The 19248-nt window shown below is 36.6% G+C and carries 21 protein-coding genes and 1 other annotated feature; of the genes, 16 read left to right on the top strand and 5 right to left on the bottom strand.

The window, feature by feature from the left end; genetic code table 11:
• Positions 1 to 28: 28 nt before the first annotated feature.
• The 4 genes from IGL56_RS03350 to rplT all read left to right on the top strand — a co-directional run bounded on the left by IGL56_RS03350 (position 29) and on the right by rplT (position 2754).
• Positions 29 to 1099, top strand: a complete 1071-nt coding sequence (locus IGL56_RS03350; RefSeq protein ID WP_002355796.1) for an RNA-guided endonuclease TnpB family protein — start codon at positions 29 to 31, stop codon at positions 1097 to 1099.
• Positions 1100 to 1312: 213 nt separating this feature from the next.
• Positions 1313 to 1444: a sequence feature (ribosomal protein L20 leader region), on the top strand.
• Between the two features lie 54 nt (positions 1445 to 1498).
• On the top strand, positions 1499 to 2020 hold the full coding sequence (gene infC / locus IGL56_RS03355) for a translation initiation factor IF-3 (protein ID WP_002355797.1): 522 nt from the start codon (positions 1499 to 1501) through the stop codon (positions 2018 to 2020).
• Between the two features lie 113 nt (positions 2021 to 2133).
• Positions 2134 to 2334, top strand: a complete 201-nt coding sequence (gene rpmI / locus IGL56_RS03360) for a 50S ribosomal protein L35 (RefSeq protein ID WP_002355798.1) — start codon at positions 2134 to 2136, stop codon at positions 2332 to 2334.
• A 60-nt stretch (positions 2335 to 2394) separates the two neighbouring features.
• Positions 2395 to 2754: a 50S ribosomal protein L20 gene (rplT, locus tag IGL56_RS03365; protein ID WP_002355799.1), complete on the top strand. Its 360-nt coding sequence runs from the start codon at positions 2395 to 2397 to the stop codon at positions 2752 to 2754.
• Between the two features lie 46 nt (positions 2755 to 2800).
• On the opposite strand, the gene IGL56_RS03370 is transcribed toward rplT, so the two are convergent.
• On the bottom strand, positions 2801 to 3181 hold the full coding sequence (locus tag IGL56_RS03370; RefSeq protein ID WP_002386182.1) for an MmcQ/YjbR family DNA-binding protein: 381 nt from the start codon (positions 3179 to 3181) through the stop codon (positions 2801 to 2803).
• 67 nt (positions 3182 to 3248) lie between these two features.
• Here IGL56_RS03370 and IGL56_RS03375 point away from each other — a divergent pair, with 67 nt between their 5' ends.
• From IGL56_RS03375 to IGL56_RS03385, 3 genes are all read left to right on the top strand, one after another.
• The gene (locus IGL56_RS03375) at positions 3249 to 3608 is read left to right on the top strand and encodes a DUF1304 domain-containing protein (protein WP_002355801.1); all 360 of its coding nucleotides are present in this window, start codon (positions 3249 to 3251) and stop codon (positions 3606 to 3608) included.
• 65 nt (positions 3609 to 3673) lie between these two features.
• Complete coding sequence (locus IGL56_RS03380) at positions 3674 to 4168, top strand: GNAT family N-acetyltransferase (RefSeq protein ID WP_002364710.1); 495 nt, start codon at positions 3674 to 3676, stop codon at positions 4166 to 4168.
• A gap of 17 nt (positions 4169 to 4185) precedes the next feature.
• Positions 4186 to 4701: a GrpB family protein gene (locus tag IGL56_RS03385; RefSeq protein ID WP_002355803.1), complete on the top strand. Its 516-nt coding sequence runs from the start codon at positions 4186 to 4188 to the stop codon at positions 4699 to 4701.
• Positions 4702 to 4716: 15 nt separating this feature from the next.
• Here the strand turns inward: IGL56_RS03385 and IGL56_RS03390 are convergent, their stop codons facing one another.
• Both IGL56_RS03390 and IGL56_RS03395 read right to left on the bottom strand, forming a co-directional pair.
• Positions 4717 to 5892, bottom strand: a complete 1176-nt coding sequence (locus IGL56_RS03390) for a SulP family inorganic anion transporter (protein WP_002355804.1) — start codon at positions 5890 to 5892, stop codon at positions 4717 to 4719.
• Between the two features lie 93 nt (positions 5893 to 5985).
• Entirely contained in the window at positions 5986 to 7014 is a 1029-nt protein-coding gene (locus IGL56_RS03395) for a YeiH family protein (protein ID WP_002355805.1), read from the bottom strand.
• Positions 7015 to 7126: 112 nt separating this feature from the next.
• Here IGL56_RS03395 and IGL56_RS03400 point away from each other — a divergent pair, with 112 nt between their 5' ends.
• From IGL56_RS03400 to IGL56_RS03440, 9 genes are all read left to right on the top strand, one after another.
• Entirely contained in the window at positions 7127 to 7957 is an 831-nt protein-coding gene (locus IGL56_RS03400) for a LysR family transcriptional regulator (protein ID WP_263306756.1), read from the top strand.
• 64 nt (positions 7958 to 8021) lie between these two features.
• Positions 8022 to 8894: a VOC family protein gene (locus tag IGL56_RS03405; RefSeq protein WP_065813807.1), complete on the top strand. Its 873-nt coding sequence runs from the start codon at positions 8022 to 8024 to the stop codon at positions 8892 to 8894.
• Positions 8895 to 9168: 274 nt separating this feature from the next.
• Positions 9169 to 9393, top strand: a complete 225-nt coding sequence (locus tag IGL56_RS03410; RefSeq protein WP_002355808.1) for a hypothetical protein — start codon at positions 9169 to 9171, stop codon at positions 9391 to 9393.
• A gap of 88 nt (positions 9394 to 9481) precedes the next feature.
• On the top strand, positions 9482 to 10156 hold the full coding sequence (gene sapR, locus IGL56_RS03415; protein WP_002355809.1) for a two-component system response regulator SapR: 675 nt from the start codon (positions 9482 to 9484) through the stop codon (positions 10154 to 10156).
• 13 nt (positions 10157 to 10169) lie between these two features.
• Positions 10170 to 11195 (top strand): two-component system sensor histidine kinase SapS, encoded by a 1026-nt coding sequence (sapS, locus tag IGL56_RS03420; protein WP_002355810.1) that lies wholly within the window; start codon positions 10170 to 10172, stop codon positions 11193 to 11195.
• 147 nt (positions 11196 to 11342) lie between these two features.
• A complete protein-coding gene (locus tag IGL56_RS03425) occupies positions 11343 to 12206 on the top strand; it encodes a GRP family sugar transporter (protein WP_002355811.1) in 864 nt (287 codons plus the stop codon).
• Positions 12207 to 12246: 40 nt separating this feature from the next.
• On the top strand, positions 12247 to 13638 hold the full coding sequence (locus tag IGL56_RS03430; protein WP_002355812.1) for an amino acid permease: 1392 nt from the start codon (positions 12247 to 12249) through the stop codon (positions 13636 to 13638).
• Between the two features lie 187 nt (positions 13639 to 13825).
• Positions 13826 to 15835, top strand: a complete 2010-nt coding sequence (gene metG, locus IGL56_RS03435) for a methionine--tRNA ligase (RefSeq protein ID WP_002355813.1) — start codon at positions 13826 to 13828, stop codon at positions 15833 to 15835.
• Between the two features lie 99 nt (positions 15836 to 15934).
• Complete coding sequence (locus tag IGL56_RS03440; protein WP_002355814.1) at positions 15935 to 16156, top strand: hypothetical protein; 222 nt, start codon at positions 15935 to 15937, stop codon at positions 16154 to 16156.
• A 58-nt stretch (positions 16157 to 16214) separates the two neighbouring features.
• Here the strand turns inward: IGL56_RS03440 and IGL56_RS03445 are convergent, their stop codons facing one another.
• Both IGL56_RS03445 and IGL56_RS03450 read right to left on the bottom strand, forming a co-directional pair.
• Complete coding sequence (locus tag IGL56_RS03445) at positions 16215 to 16820, bottom strand: hypothetical protein (protein ID WP_002383359.1); 606 nt, start codon at positions 16818 to 16820, stop codon at positions 16215 to 16217.
• Between the two features lie 120 nt (positions 16821 to 16940).
• Complete coding sequence (locus IGL56_RS03450) at positions 16941 to 19163, bottom strand: HelD family protein (RefSeq protein WP_025189095.1); 2223 nt, start codon at positions 19161 to 19163, stop codon at positions 16941 to 16943.
• Between the last annotated feature and the right edge of the window lie 85 nt (positions 19164 to 19248).

Consider the following 19248-nt stretch of genomic DNA (forward strand, 5'->3'; position numbering starts at 1 on the left):
CTAACTATCTTGGTAGGGTGGTTATGAGATGAAGGCTCTGAAAGCTTATAAATACAGACTTTATCCAACCTCAAAACAAGAAGAGTTTATTCAAAAAACATTTTCTTGTGTTCGCTTGGTGTATAATTTAATGTTACAAGACCGGATTGATATCTACAAAGAGATGCGAAAAAATCCTCAACAAACGTTTAAAATGCCAACGCCAGCTAAATATAAGAAACAATACCCTGTCCTCAGAGAAGTTGATAGTTTAGCCTTGGCAAATGCACAAGTTTATTTGGATCGAGCCTTTAAAAATTTTTATCGGGAAAAAGGGATGGGCTTTCCAAAAAAGAAAAAGAAAGAAACGGTGCATTCCTACACTACGAACAATCAACATGGCACGGTCAAAATTTTGGATAATCGTTATTTGAAAGTACCTAAATTGAAATCTTTAATTAAAATGAAGGTACACCGCCAACCGCTGGGGGAGATAAAATCTGTAACTATTTCTATGAGTGCGAGTCACAATTATTATGTTTCCATTTTGTGTGAAGCGCCGATTGAAACGAAAACAAAGCAACAAAAAATGGTGGGAATTTGTAGCAGTAGGGAAAAATTTGCGCTGCTTTCGAATGGTGAAAGCTTCGAAAAAAGCTATTGTTCAAAGCATTTAAAGCAAAAACTACGTCAAGAAGAACGAAAATTAAACAAGCGTAAAATGATTGCTTTGGAAAAAGGTGTCGATCTTTCGCAAGCAAAAAATTATCAAAAACAAAAAATAAAAGTCGCAAAAATTCGCGAAAAAATAGCCAACCAACGAACGGATATTTTAAACAAAATTACAACGGAATTGGTTTCAAGTTACGATGTTATTTGTATTGAAAAAGCCCATCACAGTAATGAGCGGCCGCCAAAACATGATCGTTCTGAACTGGCTTGGTCTTTATTTTTAGCTAAATTGTTGTATAAAGCACAATGGTATGGCAAAGAACTCATTTGTATTGAGTCAGAGGAGATCGAAACAGAGTTGTCTTTTTCTGAAAGTACAGAAAATTCAGAGTATCTTAGAAGCCAAAAAATCTTAGAACGTGGCTTGTCTAAACGAGAAACCTTATAAATAGAAGAACTGTAGGGACTACAGGGATCGCCTAGGGGATAGAAAATGTACACCATGTGTTGAACCATTTATTTCTAGGAAGTCACATTGGGACAGTCCACTAATTATTAATGATCAAAATACGAGTTCAAACGAATCTAGTGCTAGATTCGTTTTTTTTTGAGGAAATATATTGACAACTAGGATAAACTAAGGTAAACTAGTGAAGTTGAGAAATGAAAGCAGAAGCACCCGCTTCTCGCCTTAGTTGAGTATATCGCTGGGCTAGATAAAGTATTCCTTATTTTTTTAAGTAAGGCAGACTGTTGGCGGGTTCTGGATAGGAACCTGTTTTTTTATTGCATTTAGCAAACAAAGCAGACTTCCGTTAGGATTTTCTCTTAAAAATTTTGGAGGTGAATGACCATAGCAAAGGATATGATGGTTAACGACGGCATTCGTGCACGCGAGTTACGTTTGATCGGACAAGATGGTGAACAATTAGGTGTAAAAACCAAAGCAGAAGCATTACAAATCGCTGAATCTGCAAACTTGGATTTAGTACTTGTAGCGCCAGGAGCGAAACCACCAGTTGCGCGAATTATGGATTATGGAAAATTCCGTTTCGAACAACAAAAGAAAGAGCGTGAAGCTCGCAAGAAACAAAAAGTGATCAACGTCAAAGAAGTTCGTTTAAGTCCAACAATTGACGTAAATGACTTCAATACAAAACTTCGTAATGCGCGTAAGTTCTTAGAAAAAGGAGACAAAGTGAAAGCTTCTATCCGTTTCAAAGGCCGTGCCATTACCCATAAAGAGATTGGTCAGAAAGTTCTTGATCGCTTAGCTGAAGAAACTGCGGACATCGCCACAGTGGAACAAAAAGCGAAAATGGACGGACGCAGCATGTTTCTAACGCTGGCACCGAAAAACGACAAGTAAACGAAGAGACCGAGCATTCGGACTTTTGGTAATTTCTACAAGAAGGATATTCGACAGTTGTGACTGTTAGAGTCTTTCACTTGAAGCAAAGATTTTGAGGAGGAAAATTAGTCATGCCAAAACAAAAAACACACCGCGGATTAGCAAAACGTGTAAAACGTACTGGTGGAGGCGGCTTAAAACGTGGCCGTGCCTTTACATCTCACCGTTTCCACGGTAAAACTAAAAAACAACGCCGTCAATTGCGTAAAGCAAGCATGGTTGCAAAAGGCGATTACAAACGTATCCGCCAACAATTAGCAAGAATGAAATAAAACAACTCGGTGACTTTTAGATTACCGTCAAGAGAAACAAGATATTAGGAGGAATTCAACATGGCACGTGTTAAAGGTGGAACAGTAACCCGTAAACGTCGTAAAAAAGTCCTTAAGTTAGCGAAAGGCTACTACGGATCAAAACATACTTTATTTAAATCAGCAAAAGAACAAGTAATGAACTCTTATTACTATGCATTCAGAGACCGTCGTCAAAAGAAACGTGACTTCCGTAAATTATGGATTGCACGTATCAACGCGGCAGCTCGCATGAATGGCTTAAGCTATTCTAAATTAATGCACGGTTTGAAATTGGCAGAGATTGATATCAACCGCAAAATGTTAGCTGACTTAGCCGTTAACGATGCAGCAGCATTTACAGCGTTAGCTGAACAAGCAAAAGACGCTTTAAGCAAATAAGCTTAAATAATCTTTCACACCCTACTCCTTGAGTAGGGTGTTTTTTTTAATAACTCCGTTGGTAACTTTCATCTATAAATGAAAAAACTTGTGAGAGCGGAATTTCTTCAGAAAGACTTAACCAATGCTCTTTATTCATATGATAGGCAGGAAAATAGCCAGGTTGGTTCTTTAATAAGGCAATCAATTCAGGCGCAAATTTAACGGTTAAAATAGTGAGCTGCTTATTCTCGGTAGCGCCGAGCAGTTGTGCATCCAGTGGCATAATTAAAGCAAACCATTTTGCATTTCTAGGATGACGAAAGACGAGATAGTCTGGATGTTTTTTAAAAGGAAAATCGGGCGTTATCTGATAACGTTCTTGGATATAGGCGCTAATAGTTTCTTGAAAAGTCATAGGTTTCTTCCTTTCGTTAAGGCTAGGCATATCTATTTACATCATAGCAAAAATTACATAAAATTACTTCGTTCAAAGGAATGGGAGGAGGGAGCAGATGACATTAATTTCAACAATTTTAGTAACCTTGGTGGCTGTAGAATTTTTCTACATTATGTATTTAGAAACGATTGTACCAACATCTGAGACAACAAGCCGTGTTTTTAAAATGGATAAGCAAGAGTTACAAAGAAAATCAGTGACTACATTGTTTAAAAATCAAGGAATCTATAATGGACTAATCGGTGCAGGACTTATTTATAGTGTCTACTTTGCGCAAGCAACGATGGAGATGACAAAATTTTTATTGATTTATATTATTTTAGTGGCGGCGTACGGTAGCTTAAGTAGTGATAAAAAAATTATTTTAACACAAGGCGGTTTAGCTATCGTGGCTTTGATTAGTTTACTCGTTTAGCCATCAGAGTTAATAGAGAGACAGTCAAATCGACAGAAAAAACACGGTTGATTTGACTATTTTTTATGGAATTGAGAGAGACAAAATGTGGTATACTTTGTTTATTAGATAGGGAGGAATTAAAAATGCTGAACCAAAAAGAAGTAAAAAAAAACGATTATCCTCAATTAATTTCTCTATGGCGTTCTTCAGTAGAAGCTACTCATTTGTTTTTGAGTCAGGCAGATATTGATAAAATCGAAGTAGTTTTACCTGATTATTTTCAACAAGTTCAATTAAGTATGTGGTTAAATGAAGAACAGAAATGTGTGGGCTTTAGTGGAACAAATCAACAAACTTTGGAAATGTTATTTATTGACCCAGTCTATTTTCGTAAAGGCTATGGTGGAGAAATTATCAAAAAGTTAATAGAGCAAGAATCAATTATCTTTGTTGATGCTAATAAACAAAATGAAGGGGCAGTGAAGTTCTATCAATCTCAAGGGTTTCAAGTAATTGGTGAATCAAAGGAAGATCCTCAAGGAAATCCGTTTCCTATTTTACATATGAAACGGATATAGAAAAGAGGGAAGAAATCATGCGGGTAATCGTTACTGAATATCAACCAGCCTGGGTGGAACAGTTTGAAGAAGAAGCCCAAGCGTTGAAACAGATTCTAAAGGAAAATTGTCTTAAAGTTGAACATATCGGTAGCACATCTGTGCCTAATTTAGCAGCCAAACCAATTATTGATTTTTTGGTCATTGTTGAAGAAATTGAAAAAGTAGACCTGTTACAAGGGGAATTTGAAAGAATCGGTTATGAATATATGGGGGAATTTGGGCTATCAGGACGTCGTTATTTACGAAAAGGCCCGATAAAAAGAACACATCATGTGCATATTTATCAGTTTGACAATACGCAAGAAATTTTGCGCCATCTTGCTTTTCGAAATTATTTACGAGAAAATCCGGCAATTGCTACAACCTATGGTACATTAAAAAAGCAATTGGCCCAAGCACACCCCGATAGCATTGATAAATATATGGATGGCAAAGATGCGTTCATTAAGAAAATAGAAAAAGCAGCGTTGAAGAAATATTGGGAAAAATAAAAAAAGTTGCTAAAGCTAGCAACTTTTTTTTGGTTCTTTTTTGAAAAAATGATAAAGAAGACCACTTAAAAGAACACCTAGAATAATTCCAATCGCTAAATTATGCGTATAGACGATCACACCCACTGTCACGAGTAAAATAACAATTTCAGTAATTTCAAAAGTTCGGAAAAGCTGTAAACTTTCCCAATCAAAGGTGTCGACTGCCACTGTCATCATGATCCCAATCAATGCAGCTGTAGGAATGGCTACCATCACGGATTTAAAAACAAAAATGAATAGAAGGAGGGTAATACCTGAAATCAAAGTAGAAAGCCGTTTTCGTCCCCCTGATTTAACATTAATGACCGCTTGCCCGATCATCGCACAGCCAGCTTGGCCACCAAAAAAGCCGGTAATTATATTAGCGAATCCTTGCGCCTTAACTTCTCGTTGGCTATCACTTTGGCTCGTTGTCATTTTGTCCACAATGGGGATCGTCAATAAAGATTCAATTAACCCGACCATTGCTAAGGCAACAGAACTAGGTAAAATAATCCACAACGTTTCTAAGTTGACGGGTACATTAGGCCAACGGATCGCTGGATGAAACTGGCTCATTTCACCAAGATCACCTACCGTTTGTAAATGACCTTTTAAAAAATAGGACAGGATAGTCATGAATAAAATAACAATTAAAGCAGGAGGCACAATTGTAATAAACTTAGGTAATAGATAAATAAGTAAGATACTACAGATAATCATGCCGTAGGACCACAGTGTTTGATGAGGCAATTGTTGTACTTGCGCCATGAAAATTAAAATGGCTAACGCATTGACGAATCCGTACATCACTGTCTTGGGAATAAAGCGCATCAATTTGTGGATACCTAAATAACCTAAAATAAATTGCAGAAAGCCTGTTAAAATAGTCGCAGCAAGCATGTATGACAAACCGTGTGCTTGAATTAAGCCTGCAAGGACTAAGGCCATTGAACCAGCAGACGCCGAGACCATTGCCGGACGGCCGCCCGTAAAAGTAATCACAAGTAAAGTAACTGCTGAAGCAAACACTGCAGAAAGCGGGTGAACACCAGCAATAATCGCAAACCCGATTACTTCTGGTAAAATGGCGACAGAAGAAACGAGACCCGCAAATAGATCATTTCGTTCATTGCCTAACCATTCGCTTTTTTTAAAACTAAATAACATCGAAAAACTCCTTTAAGTTAATAAAATCTTATTCATAATAGCATGAATAAGCTGAAATAAAAAAGTTTGACGTGTTAACGTCAAACTTTTTTATTAGAACTGTAACAGTGCCAACAACAAAATGGCTAGGACGACTTGAACAGTTCCTACTGATAAACCATAGATTAAGAAACGTTTGCCTTCTTGGAAAAACTTTTTAAAATCGAGTCGTAACCCGATTGCTGCCAAGGCAGTAATTTCAAACCAAGAACTAAAGAAATGAGCAGTCTCACTGATCACGACGGGGAAATGAATCAAACTATTAAAGACACAGGCAATGAAAAAGCCAACTACATACCAAGGTAGGGCACTGCTTTTTTTGGTGACTTCTACCAACTCAGCCTCTGATTCTGCCGTCTTACTTTGCTTGAAACGTCCAAATAAATAGACAACTGCTACGAGTAGGACAATCCGCATAATTTTAAAGAGCATCGCAAGTTGAACTGCGTTCTCATTGACCATATTGGCACTGGCGACAACCTGACCAACTGATTGTAAAGTCCCTCCGATTAGTGCGCTACGAGCCAACAAATTGGTACCATAGAGAATCCCACTTAAAATGGGTAAGGTCAACATTAAAACGGTTCCTAATAAGTTTACTAAAGTAATGATTTGGCCTTTTTCTTCCTCATCTGCTTGAATTGCTGGAGCAATCGAAGCAATAGCAGAAGACCCACAAACGGCATTACCACCAGCCATCAATAAAGACATATTATCAGAAAAAGCCAGTTTTTTACCGATCAAATAGGCAAAAATAATGGTCAGCGACATTTGAATGAGAATAAATGCGACACCTTGTAAGCCAATTTGGGCAATCGTTTGAAAGGTCACGGTGGTTCCCAATAAAACAACAGAAAATTCTAGTAATTTACTTTCGGCTACTTTGGTTCCGCGATTTAAATTGGCACCGCGAACAAAGGTATTTCCCAAAAAGATTCCTAGTAAAATAGCTATCGTTGCGGCGCCTAAGCTAGGTAACCAGATGGCAAGAAACTTGCTAAGGCAGGCGACAAGGAAAGCTGTTAGCAAGCCGGGAAGAATTTGGAATAAAGATTGGATATAATCATTTTCTGAATTTTTCATTGAAAAAATCTCTCTTTCTTGTTCATTACTTCCAGTATAACGAAATTTTTTACATTTGAGAAATAAATAGTTAAAATAATATTTATAATAGAAAGTTATCGAAAGGATGCCTATGTTTAAATTATTAAAGACTTTTCAAATTGTGTATGAGCAAATGAACTTTTCCAAAGCAGCTACCTGCTTATATATCTCACAACCAGCCGTTTCTAATCAAATCAAACAATTAGAAGAAGAATTAGACTGTTCATTGTTTTTAAGAAATGGTCGACAAGATGTAGTCCCTACTAGGCAAGCAGAAGTCTTGTATAATCGTTTGCTAAATTTAGCTGATGATTGGCAAGAAACATTAACAGCTCTTCATCAGGCGAGATTACCTAAAGAAACTTGCCGAATTGCTGCGTCTAATACTTTTGCAGTTTATTATTTGCCGCAACTGATGCAGCATTTACAGACACAGTATGCAACGATCAATTTTGTTTTAGAAATGAACAATTCAGAAGAAGTAGTGGAAAAAGTTGAGAAACATCAAGTTGATTTTGGCTTTATCGAAAAACCATTAATTACGAAAGGCGCCTCTCGTGAAGAAATTATTCAGGATCAATTGGTTTTAGCTGGGGACCCTGCCAATCAGAATTGGTTGGTACGTGAAAAGGATTCTGGGGTCTTTCATTATACCCAACAGTATTTAGAAGAAAGTAATCAAAGCCCAACACTCATGACGGTTAAAAACAATGAAATGATTGTTAAAATGTTGGAATTGGGCATGGGGCAATCGTTGCTTTCAAGAAAGGCGATTACTGAAAAAATCCCCTTCCAAACGTTAGGTGAAAAGTACTGGCGTTCCTTTTATTTTTTGACACGGGGACATTTAAAATCCTCCTTGCTTCAAGAAATAAAACAAGCAATTTATCGATTCTATCAGACGGAAATGAATAAATACTAAAACGTTCTCTTTGTTTATTTATCAATCTTTGACTACACTAAAGAAAACGAAGGAGGGAACCACAATGCCTAAATTTTCACCTTGTTTATGGTTTGACACACAAGCGGAAGAAGCTGCTAACTTCTATACAACAATCTTTGAAAAAGGTGCGATTCTAAGTAAAACGAACTACGTTAATGAGGAGCATCAACCTCAAGGAACATCATTAATGACCATTGAATTTACCTTGGCGAACCAAACAATCATTGGTTTAAATGGCGGACCAGAATTTTCCTTTACGCCAGCTAGTTCATTTTTTGTTGAATGTAAAACATTATCACAAACAGAAACGTTGTGGAAAAATTTAACAGCAGACGGACAGATTTTGATGCCTTTTGGGGAATATCCTTTTAGTCCTTTATATGGTTGGGTAGTGGACAAATTTGGTGTCTCTTGGCAAGTGTCTTTTTCAGGAAAAGAACAAACAATTGTACCAACCTTTATGTTTGCTAATGAAAAATATGGCGAAGCAGCCAAAGCTCTATCAGAATGGTTGGCGATTTACGGTCCAGGCGAAATAATTGAAAAAGTTGAATATGAAGATGGGAACATTGCGCAAGCACTTTTCACATTACAGGAGCAACCGTTTCGAGTAATGGATGCACGAGATAAACATGATTTTGATTTTACCATGGCCTTCTCCATTTATATTGATTGTGAAAATCAGGAGGAAATAGATCGGCTATGGCAACAAGTGACTGCTAAAGGGAAAGAATGGCCGTGTGGCTGGATGGAAGATCAATTTGGGGTCAGTTGGCAAACAGGCAATCCTGAACTGAAACGTTATTTATCTGACTCAAATCCAGCTAGAGCAAATGAAGTGACCAAAAAATTGTACCAAATGAAAAAAATAGATTTAAACCAGTTAAAAGAAGTGTATGACAAATATAATCATTAGAAAAACTGAGGTTGTCTGATCGACTACACTTCGTTACGTTGGTATCAATTCCTATGCATGGAACATACTAGAGTTGAAGGACTTGTCTTTTAAGGATCAAGACCTTCAACTCTTAAAAAAAGCTCGATTCTTGCGAGTTCCAAAGAGGCTGCTTCTATTTTGTTGTTTATCTTAAGGGTTAGGACTCTGCCGATTTTTTTATAAGATTATGCTATAATTAAGAGTAGTAAATTATTGAAGGAAAAATGAAAAGTCCAAAATAGGAAGTGGTAAAATGATTGAGTTAATTGTGTTGTTAACAGTTTTTACTTATGGAACGAACTTTGTTTTATATCTTATTTTGAAAAATAAAAAGTCCATGCCAATTGTCGAAAAAGCTTCTATTGTATTAGGAATTAATATGTCTGTGTTATTATTAGATGGTATTTTTGCTTTCGTTGGCAAATTCATCATGTTATCAGAATGGGAATTATTAGCGCCTATTTTTGAAATAGTGTAAAAATCATCATAAAGTCCTATATCCAAAAAGAATGAAGTTTGTTAGGATAAGAAAGATGAAAATTTAGAAATAAAAGAGGTGGGATTGCATGGCTAAAATCATGATTGTCGAAGATGAAACAACCATTCGAGAATTAATTAGCGAGGAATTACAAAAATGGCAATTTGAAACGATTGGAACAACCGATTTTAATGATGTATTGGATGATTTTCAAGAGGAGAATCCCCAATTAGTCTTGATGGATATTAATTTACCTGTGTACGACGGGTACTATTGGTGTCAAAAAATTCGTGAAGTTTCTAAAGTACCAATTATTTTTATTTCGAGTCGTAGTACCAATATGGATATGATTATGGCGATGAACATGGGCGCGGATGATTTTGTTACAAAACCGTTCCAGATAGATGTTTTAATTGCTAAAATCAATGCTTTGTTGCGCCGCTCTTATAACTATTCCGATACGGATAGTGAAGTGCTTTCACATAATGGCATTACTTTAAATGTGGACAATGGACGAATGGAAATCAAAGGCGAAATGATCGATTTAAGTAAAAATGAATACCGATTACTGTATCTTTTAATGAAAAAGCACGGAAAAATTTTAACACGTGAAAAACTATTGCGCGCTTTATGGGACGATGAACGTTTTGTGGATGACAATACGTTGACGGTAAATATCAATCGTTTACGAAAAAAAATTGAGCAAGCAGGGATTGCTGGCTATATTGAAACCAAAGTGGGCGTCGGTTATATGGTGCCCTAGATAGGAGTAGACAATGACCATTCTAAAGTATTTAAAAGATCGCTGGTTATTACTAATTGGTTGGTTATTTTTTCTGTTCTTAACTTGTTTTATTTTATGGTTGGCTCCTAATGTCCGCTTAGATTGGACAGTGGTTGGCTATATCTTTTTACTGCAAAGTGTTTTTTTATCGCTATTTTTAACAATTGATTATTATTTAAAACGTAAGTGGTGGCTTTCGTTGGCAACGGAAAAAGAGCCGCCTTCTTTACAAGAATATTTGAATACAGCAGAAAAAGAAGAAGAACTACTTGTCCAAACGTATATTAACGGTTTATTGCAAGAGCACCAACAAACCATGCAGCAAGCAATTAACAACCAACAGGACCAAAAAGATTACATTGACTCTTGGGTTCATGAAATCAAAGTCCCCCTAGCGGCTATCACGTTACTGGTACAATCTGTCGAAGATGATATTCCAGAGAAAAAATATTATCTATTGGAAAATGAGTTAGGTAAAATTGATGAATATGTCGAGCAAGTCCTATATTATGCTAGACTGGACAGCTTTTCTCGAGATTATTTACTCCAAGAATATTCTTTAAAAGAAATTGTGCAATCTGTTGTTCGTACGCAAGCAAATTATTTTATCCAAAAAAGATTGCAATTCTCAATTGAAGGGGAAGATGAAGCGGTTTTAACCGACCGAAAATGGGTCATTTTTATTTTCCGCCAATTATTAAGTAATGCAGTCAAGTATACGCCAGAAGGCGGCACGATTACGGTCCTAATTTCCAAAAATAAACAAGGTGTTTATTTATCTTTAAAAGATTCTGGAATTGGCATTCCGACGCAAGATCAACGACGCATTTTTGATAAAGGATTTACTGGTGAAAACGGGCGAAAAAGTGAACAGCATTCGACTGGTCTAGGCCTGTATTTGGCCCATAGCTTAGCGAAAAAGTTAGGTCATGATTTAACAGTCGAATCGACAGAAGGGCAAGGTACGACGATGACATTGTTTTTCCCTTCCCTCAGTTATTATAATGAAGTGAAATAAAAAGTAGGTCTATCAGCAAACTAAAGAGGTGATAGGCCTTTTTTTATTTATTAAAACTTTCTTGCTAACTTCTCTTACTCTTCTTAGTTGTTTAGAAAACGTTTTTATTGTTAGAATGAAATGAAATAAATTTGTTAGGAGAATATTATGAGTTTACTTATCGCTTTAGTGCCCATGATTGCGTGGGGCAGTATTGGTTTAGTCAGCGGTAAAATTGGTGGAAGCGCCAATCAACAAACGTTAGGTATGACAATCGGCGCATTACTATTTTCAATTGTTGTCTTTTTTGTCATCCAGCCTACGTTGACGACAGCCACATTAATTGTTGGATTTATATCTGGTTTATTCTGGAGTTTGGGACAGAATCAACAATTTCATAGCATGAAATATATGGGCGTTTCAGTTGGCTTACCAATTTCAACTGGGATGCAGTTAGTTGTTAATACCGTTGCAGGGGCTGTTTTTTTCCATGAATGGACAAAAACAAAAGACTTTGTTGTGGGCTTTATCGCTTTAGCCTTTTTAGTTTTTGGGGTGTATTTAACAGCTCGACAAGATGATGATAGTCAACCGAAAACCTCAAACAGTATGTTAGATTTTAATAAAGGGATTCGGGCGTTGATTTTCTCAACAGTTGGGTATGGTGTCTATACCATCATTATTAATGCCACTGGTTTAGATCCGTGGGGAATTATTTTGCCACAAAGTATTGGTATGTTAGTGGGGGCTAGTTTCTTTGCCTTCAAAAAAGTCAAAGTTGATCGTTTTGTTTGGATGAATATGACGACGGGTCTGCTTTGGGGCTTAGGAAATATTTGTATGTTATTAACCATGCGTGAAATTGGCTTAGCTATTAGCTTCTCTTTATCACAAATGGGGATTATTATTTCGACTCTTGGGGGCATCTTCCTTTTAGGCGAAAGAAAATCAAAAAAAGAAATGTTTTATGTTATTTTTGGTTGCATTTTTGTTATTCTAGGTGGTATTCTTTTAGGGTATATGAAAGCGTAAATAGTTTATTTACGCTTATTTTTTTTACGGGGGTAAACACATGTCTATTTTCAGAAAAAAAGAAATCACTGTGCCTGTCAATGACAGTGGTGGGATGAAAAAAAATCTTAAGACGATGGACTTAATTTTTCTAGGAATTGGGGCTGTAGTAGGAACAGGGATTTTTGTTGTGACAGGTGTCGCAGCGGAACGCTATGCAGGTCCAGGGCTCGTCTTATCATTTCTGGTAGCAGCAGCCGCGATTATTTTATCTGGTTTATGCTATGCAGAATTTGCATCACGTATTCCGGTCATTGGTGGGCCGTATGCCTACATGTATGTGGTCTTTGGAGAAATTGTGGCTTGGATGACTGGTTGGATGATTATTTGTGAGTTTTTCTTGGCGGTTTCATCCGTTGCTTCAGGTTGGTCAGGCTATGTTCATGGCTTTTTGGATAGCTTAGGTTTTTCTTTACCGCAAGCGTTAAGTGGCGCTTATAATCCAACAAATGGTACATATATTGATTTGATTGCCATGTTGGTCGTTGTAGCCGTAACTTTTTGGGTATCTTTAGAAGCGAAAACAGCGTTACGTTTAAATAACTTAATGGTTTTCGTGAAGTTTGGGATTATTTTATTATTTGTTCTCGTGGGAATCTTTTATGTGAAACCAACGAACTGGCAACCATTTATTCCTTATGGTTTTTCAGGCGTTTTCAGTGGTGCTGCTTTAGTTTTCTTTGCCTTTCTAGGGTTTGATGCGGTCAGCATGGCCGCGGAGGAAGTGAAGAATCCGAAAAAAGATATTCCAAAAGGGATTATTGGTTCCATTATTATTTCAACATTGTTATATATTGTTGTTACGTTAGTTTTAACTGGGATTGTTCCATTTACGGATTTAGGGGTCAAGGATCCGGTGGCTTTTGCGATGCGCTTCATTAATCATGGCGCAATTGCGACAATCATTTCAGTTGGTGCTATTTTAACCTTATTAACAGTGACGATTGCGATGATGTACAGTTTAGCCCGTGTGATTTATGCGATTAGTAAAGATGGATTATTGCCGCAGTTTATGAGCAAAATCGATGAGAAGCGGCACACACCTAAGAATGCAACCTATGTAGCTGGATTTTTAGCAATGGTTTTTGCTGGGATTGTTCCAATGGAGATGTTGGCTGAACTTACAAATATCGTGACACTCTTTTATCTGATGTTTCTCGCTTTAGGAATTATCAAATTACGGACAATGAAAGGAGAACCGCAAGCAGGTGAATTTAAAGTGCCTCTTGTGCCGGTTCTACCATTAATTTCAATCGTGGTTTGTGCGGCTCTGATGTTCCAATTGTCTTTAGCTACTTGGCAAGTATTTGGCATAGCCGTAGTGATTGGTTTGGCTATTTATTTCTTTTATGGACGACACCATAGTATCGTTCGTTTCGAGACAAAAGAATAAAAATGAACGAAAAAAGAGAGGAATACTTGTCAAATAGACAGGTGTTTCTCTCTTTTCTTTCTGGCATTTTCTTCATTTTCAAGAGAAAACCGACAAGAAATATAGTTTAATAATGTCTAATTATGGTATACTGTTTAGGAGTAAATCCTGAGGGTTTAGGAAAATGACTAAAGGAGGTTTTTTCTGTATGTCACAGAAAGAAACATTTTATATTACCACCCCAATTTATTACCCAAGTGGGAAGTTACATATTGGGAATTCATATACAACAATCGCCTGCGATGCAATGGCCCGTTACAAGCGTTTAATGGGTTTTGATGTATTTTATTTAACAGGTGTGGATGAACATGGCCAAAAAATTGAAAAAAAAGCTGCTGAGTTGAATGTGACACCAAAAGAGTACGTTGATAAAATGGCAGCAGATGTTCAAAAATTATGGAAAACATTAGATATCAGCTATGATAAATTTATTCGGACAACGGATGATTATCACATGGCAGCCGTGCAACAAATTTTTGACCGTTTAGTAGAACAAGGAGATATCTACCTTGGAGAATATGAAGGTTGGTATTCAGTTTCTGATGAAGAATTTTTCACTGAAACACAATTAGCTGAAGTATATCGTGACGATGAAGGCAATGTCATTGGTGGGAAAGCACCAAGTGGTCACGAAGTCGAATTAGTTAAAGAAGAATCCTATTTCTTCCGCATGAGTAAATATGCGGATCGCTTGGTACAATATTACGAAGAACATCCAGAATTTATTCAACCAGAATCTCGTAAAAATGAGATGCTAAATAACTTCATCAAACCAGGATTGGAAGATTTAGCCGTTTCAAGAACGACTTTCTCTTGGGGAATTCCATTAAAAAATGATCCAAAACATGTGGTTTACGTATGGATTGATGCGTTATCAAACTATATTACAGCACTAGGTTATGGCTCAGAAGATGATTCATTATTCCAAAAATATTGGCCTGCGAACGTGCAAATGGTTGGGAAAGAAATCGTGCGTTTCCATACGATTTATTGGCCAATTATGTTAATGGCCTTGGATTTACCATTACCGAAAAAAGTCTTTGGACATGGTTGGTTATTGATGAAAGACGGAAAAATGTCTAAATCTAAAGGAAATGTTGTTTACCCTGAAATGTTAGTAGAACGCTACGGTCTAGATGCGTTACGTTACTATTTATTACGAGCAATTCCATTTGGTAGTGATGGCGTCTTTACACCAGAAGATTTCGTTTCTCGCTTAAATTATGATTTAGCTAATGACTTAGGAAACTTGTTGAATCGAACAATTGCGATGATTAATAAATATTGTGATGGCAAAGTACCAGCCTATGCTTCAAAAGTTACCCCATTTGATAGTGAACTATCGACAACTGCGGCTAATGTTATTGGAAAATATCATGAAGCAATGGAAAAAATGGAATTTAATACGGCCATTGCAGAAATCTGGACGCTAGTTTCTCGTGCCAATAAATATATTGATGAAACAGCGCCTTGGGTATTGGCTAAAGAAGAAGAGAAACGCAACGAATTAGAAAGTGTCATGATCCATTTAGCGGAAAGCTTACGAATTGTGGCAATCTTATTGCAACCAGTCATGACAGAAACACCAGGGAAAATTTTCGAACAATTAGGCTTAGATCCAGAAACAATGAACATGGAAAATATTCATTTTGGTGAGTTCCCAACAGACGTAACAGTAACAAGTAAAGGAACACCTATTTTCCCACGTTTAGAAATTGAAACAGAAGTAACGTATATTCAAAAGAAAATGTCCCAAAGCGAAAGTGCTACAGAAGAGGATATTAAATGGAATCCAGAAGAAACAACGTTAGTTTCAACGAAAGAAAAACAAATTAAGTACGATGATTTCGATAAAGTGGAATTAAAAGTTGCCGAAGTTATTGACTGTAAAAAAGTCAAAGGAGCAGATAAATTATTGCAATTCCGTTTAGATGCTGGAGATGAAAACCATCGTCAAATTCTTTCAGGTATTGCTGAATTTTATCCAGATCCAGCTGCGCTAATTGGCAAAAAAGTAGTCATTGTGGCTAACTTAAAACCAAGAAAAATGCGTGGTCAAATTAGCCAAGGAATGATTCTTTCAGCTGAATCACCAGAAGGGAAACTTCAAATTGTTGAAGCACCAAAAGAAATGCCAAATGGTGCAGGAATCGCATAAAAGCATAAGTAGTAAAGATAAAAGGTGAATTGTAACCTTTTATCTTTACTACTTTTTTTGTATACTAGAAGAAAAGTGATTTGATGTGGGGGAAGTTTGATGGCTTATCATACTTATGAATTTTTAAAAAGACGTAAAAATGATCCAAAATGGAGAAAGGCCTATACATCTGCTAGGAATAAACGTATTATTGGTACTTTAGTTACGATAAATATAATTATTTGGGGCTTTGTTTTGTGGAAAAAAATAGAAAGTGGCGATATAGAAGTAAATAATATTATCGACGTCCTAAAATCGAAAATCAACGAATTTTTAAATTAAAAGAATCGAAGAAAAGCCTAGAAAAAATCATTTGCGATTTTTCCTAGGCTTTTCTATGTTAGAGTTTCACTTTTTTAGGTATTCGTTTTTTACCAAAACGGCCTTTCGTTAGGCGACTTGGTAAAATGATCAGTAAGAGTGAAAAAGGGACACTGATAATTTGCCACGTGAGTAAACGGCCTAAGCTATTATTTTTATAGAGCCACTCTAATATAAAATGCAGCCCTAAAATACTTAACAAAGCCAAGCCTGTCAGGAAATAAGGCGTTGATACCCAGTCGGTCGTTTTCAAAAGGCTAAAACCTAAAGGAATTAGATAAAAGTAAGCACTTGTTAAAGTAATACGCCAACTTTTCATAACGGTGCCTAAATTAATTATAAAAAAAAGTAAAGATAGGACTAAAGCGAAAGGTGGAAACAAAGCCACTAACGCCGAATAGATGGTTCCCCAGACGAGCATTAAGGGACCTTTAACAATAGCGGCAATAAGTGTAAACAAGCCAATTAGGAGTAACTGCTGTGTCAGTGAGCCAAAGGTTAGCAAGCCAAATAAAATAAGCAGTAGCCAGTGCCAAATGGTTTGGTTTTGTTGTTTTCGCTCAATAGTTACATTTTTTTGGATAGAGGTTTTTAAAAAATTTTCTAAATCAGGTGATTGTTTCACCTTCTCACGCTCCTCTCAACTTAAGAGACAACAAACGAGTAGGTCTGCTAATTAAAAAGCAGTGCCTACTCGTCTATTATAAGTGGTTTTTCTAAAAATAAAATCCGCCTTAAGTCTCAGTTACTGGGCTGCCAAGTAAGGTGTAAACCATTCAGAAAGTGTGCCGGTATAAGGTAAAACGACCCGTTTCATTCCACGAGAAATAGCAGTATACAGGATTTTTTTATCTCGTTTATTGTCGGAATAACGATTAACATTTGGGTTATGAAGAATTACATTATCAAATTCTAGACCTTTTGCCATATCAATTGATAAAACTTGCAGTGACGGATGTTCTTCCAATGAAAGAGAAGCACTAAGTTCTTTTGTTAATTGTTCTTTTTCTGCAAAAGTTTTAGTAATAATGGCGGTGCTTTCTTTCGGATCAAAAGTTGCAATGGAAGTGACGATTGCTTTAAGATAGTCAGACGCAGAGTCACAAGGAATAAATGTCGGCTTTTCTCCATCATGCCGGATGGGCACAATGGTTAATTGCTCTGGTTGAGTGCCTAATGTTTGGAAGAGTCGTGTAATTTCTTTACTTGAACGGTAACTGTTTAATAATTGATAGGTTCCAACAGAACGGCTGGTTTCGTTAACCAATAAATCATGAGCTTCAGAAAATTCAATGGCTGTATTAAAAATGGCTTGATTTTCATCACCAGCTAAAGTAAAACTAGCTTTAGGGAAAAGTGTCAGCAGTAATAATAATTGGGCTTCTGTATAATCTTGGACTTCATCGACTAGGATAAAAGCCATTTGCTGGTTGGCGAGATTTTCAATAAATGCATGTTTCACCAAAATAAGGGCCACAATTTCATCGGCTGTGAAAACAGCTGTCTCTTTTTGATACGATTTTTCAGTGAATAAAGAATAAAACGTTTCAAAAAAGGCCCATTGATCTAGCCAAGCATCATTTTTAATAGCGGCAGTGATGGAGCGATATTTTTTCTTCAAACGTTTTAAAGCAAAATCAGCCAGATGTTTTTCATTATCTTCGGTAATCACTGTGCCAAAATAACGAACTTGTTCAGCTTCTGTTAAATCTTGGAATTGATCCAACATTTTTTTAGAATGGGCTTGTTTTAATAAGTACCGTGTCCAAAGACTGGTTAATTTTTCTTTTGTGGCTGAAATTCGTTGGCGAATACTCAAGTCAGCTGGTGTTTCTTGATAAAGTTTAAAAATTGTTTCTGAAGTAAATATGGTCTGCTTTTTAAAAGTTAAAGGACGGAAAAAATGTGGCTGCACAACTGCTTTTTCAGGATTGCTTAAAAGAAACGTTGCAAATTCTTTTGAACGAATAACGTGCTCTTGCTCCGTTGCCTCAGAGCGAGTAATGCGTTCGAAATAGTCCGTTTCTTCTTCCATTGGCCATGCTTCTTTGGTAGTGAAGCGCAAAAATTGTAAAAGAGTCAAATTCAAGGGATTTCGTTCGCCTAAATTCGGTAAAACTTGAGAAATATAATCAATAAATGTTGAATTTGGTGAAAGTAATAAAATATTATCCGCTGTAATTTCTGCTCGATGTTGATAAAGTAAATAAGCAATCCGTTGCATAATCGCAGACGTTTTCCCACTACCAGCAATCCCGTTGACTAGTAGGAGTGGCTGCGTTTCGTCACGAATTATTTGATTTTGTTCTTGTTGAATGGTTGTCGTAATGTCCTTCATATAAGGAGAAGCATCTTCTTCTAAAGAATGCAATAACACATCATCTTGAATCGCAATGGTTGTGTCAAAATAGTTGATTAATTGATCTTTTTCAATAATTAACTGTCTTTTCAAATCAAGTTGTACAGGAATGGTTTGTTGATGTGCCGTGTAGGCTGTTTTCCCTAAAACATTGTCATAAAATAACGAAGCAATCGGTGAGCGCCAATCGTGAATGCGCGTTTCTTCTTCTAAAGAAGTAAAATCGTTTACGCCAATATAAAAGTTTTCTGGCTCTTCAGGGCTGTCTTCAAAAGTCACGCCAATTTTGCCAAAATAAGGAACTTGTAATAGGCGTTTCACTTTGTCTAAATTTTTAGCCGTTGCTTCATTTTTTAAGTTCCACTGATCAATTTCACGGTTCTTCATTTCCAACATGGCAAACGTTTCTAGATTATCGGCATAACTATCAAAATTCAGCTTAGAATCGCGACCAAATTCCTCTAGCATATGTTTGCCATCTTTCATTGTGTTCGCCAATTGCTCTTCGTAAACTTTTTTAGCCGCTTGCAGCTCATGATAAACCGTTGTTAAATGCTGTTGTTCATAAATTTTTTCATCGGTCATGGAGGTTCCTCCTTTTAATAACATGACTGAATAGTATACGTTACTTTTAGCATAAATGCAAGCGCTGTTTATGAGGAAATGGCGAATCTTGTCGCCTAGTCATTCAGAT

The sequence above is a fragment of the Enterococcus sp. DIV1316a genome (genome assembly GCF_050536915.1).
Lineage (GTDB): Bacteria > Bacillota > Bacilli > Lactobacillales > Enterococcaceae > Enterococcus > Enterococcus faecalis.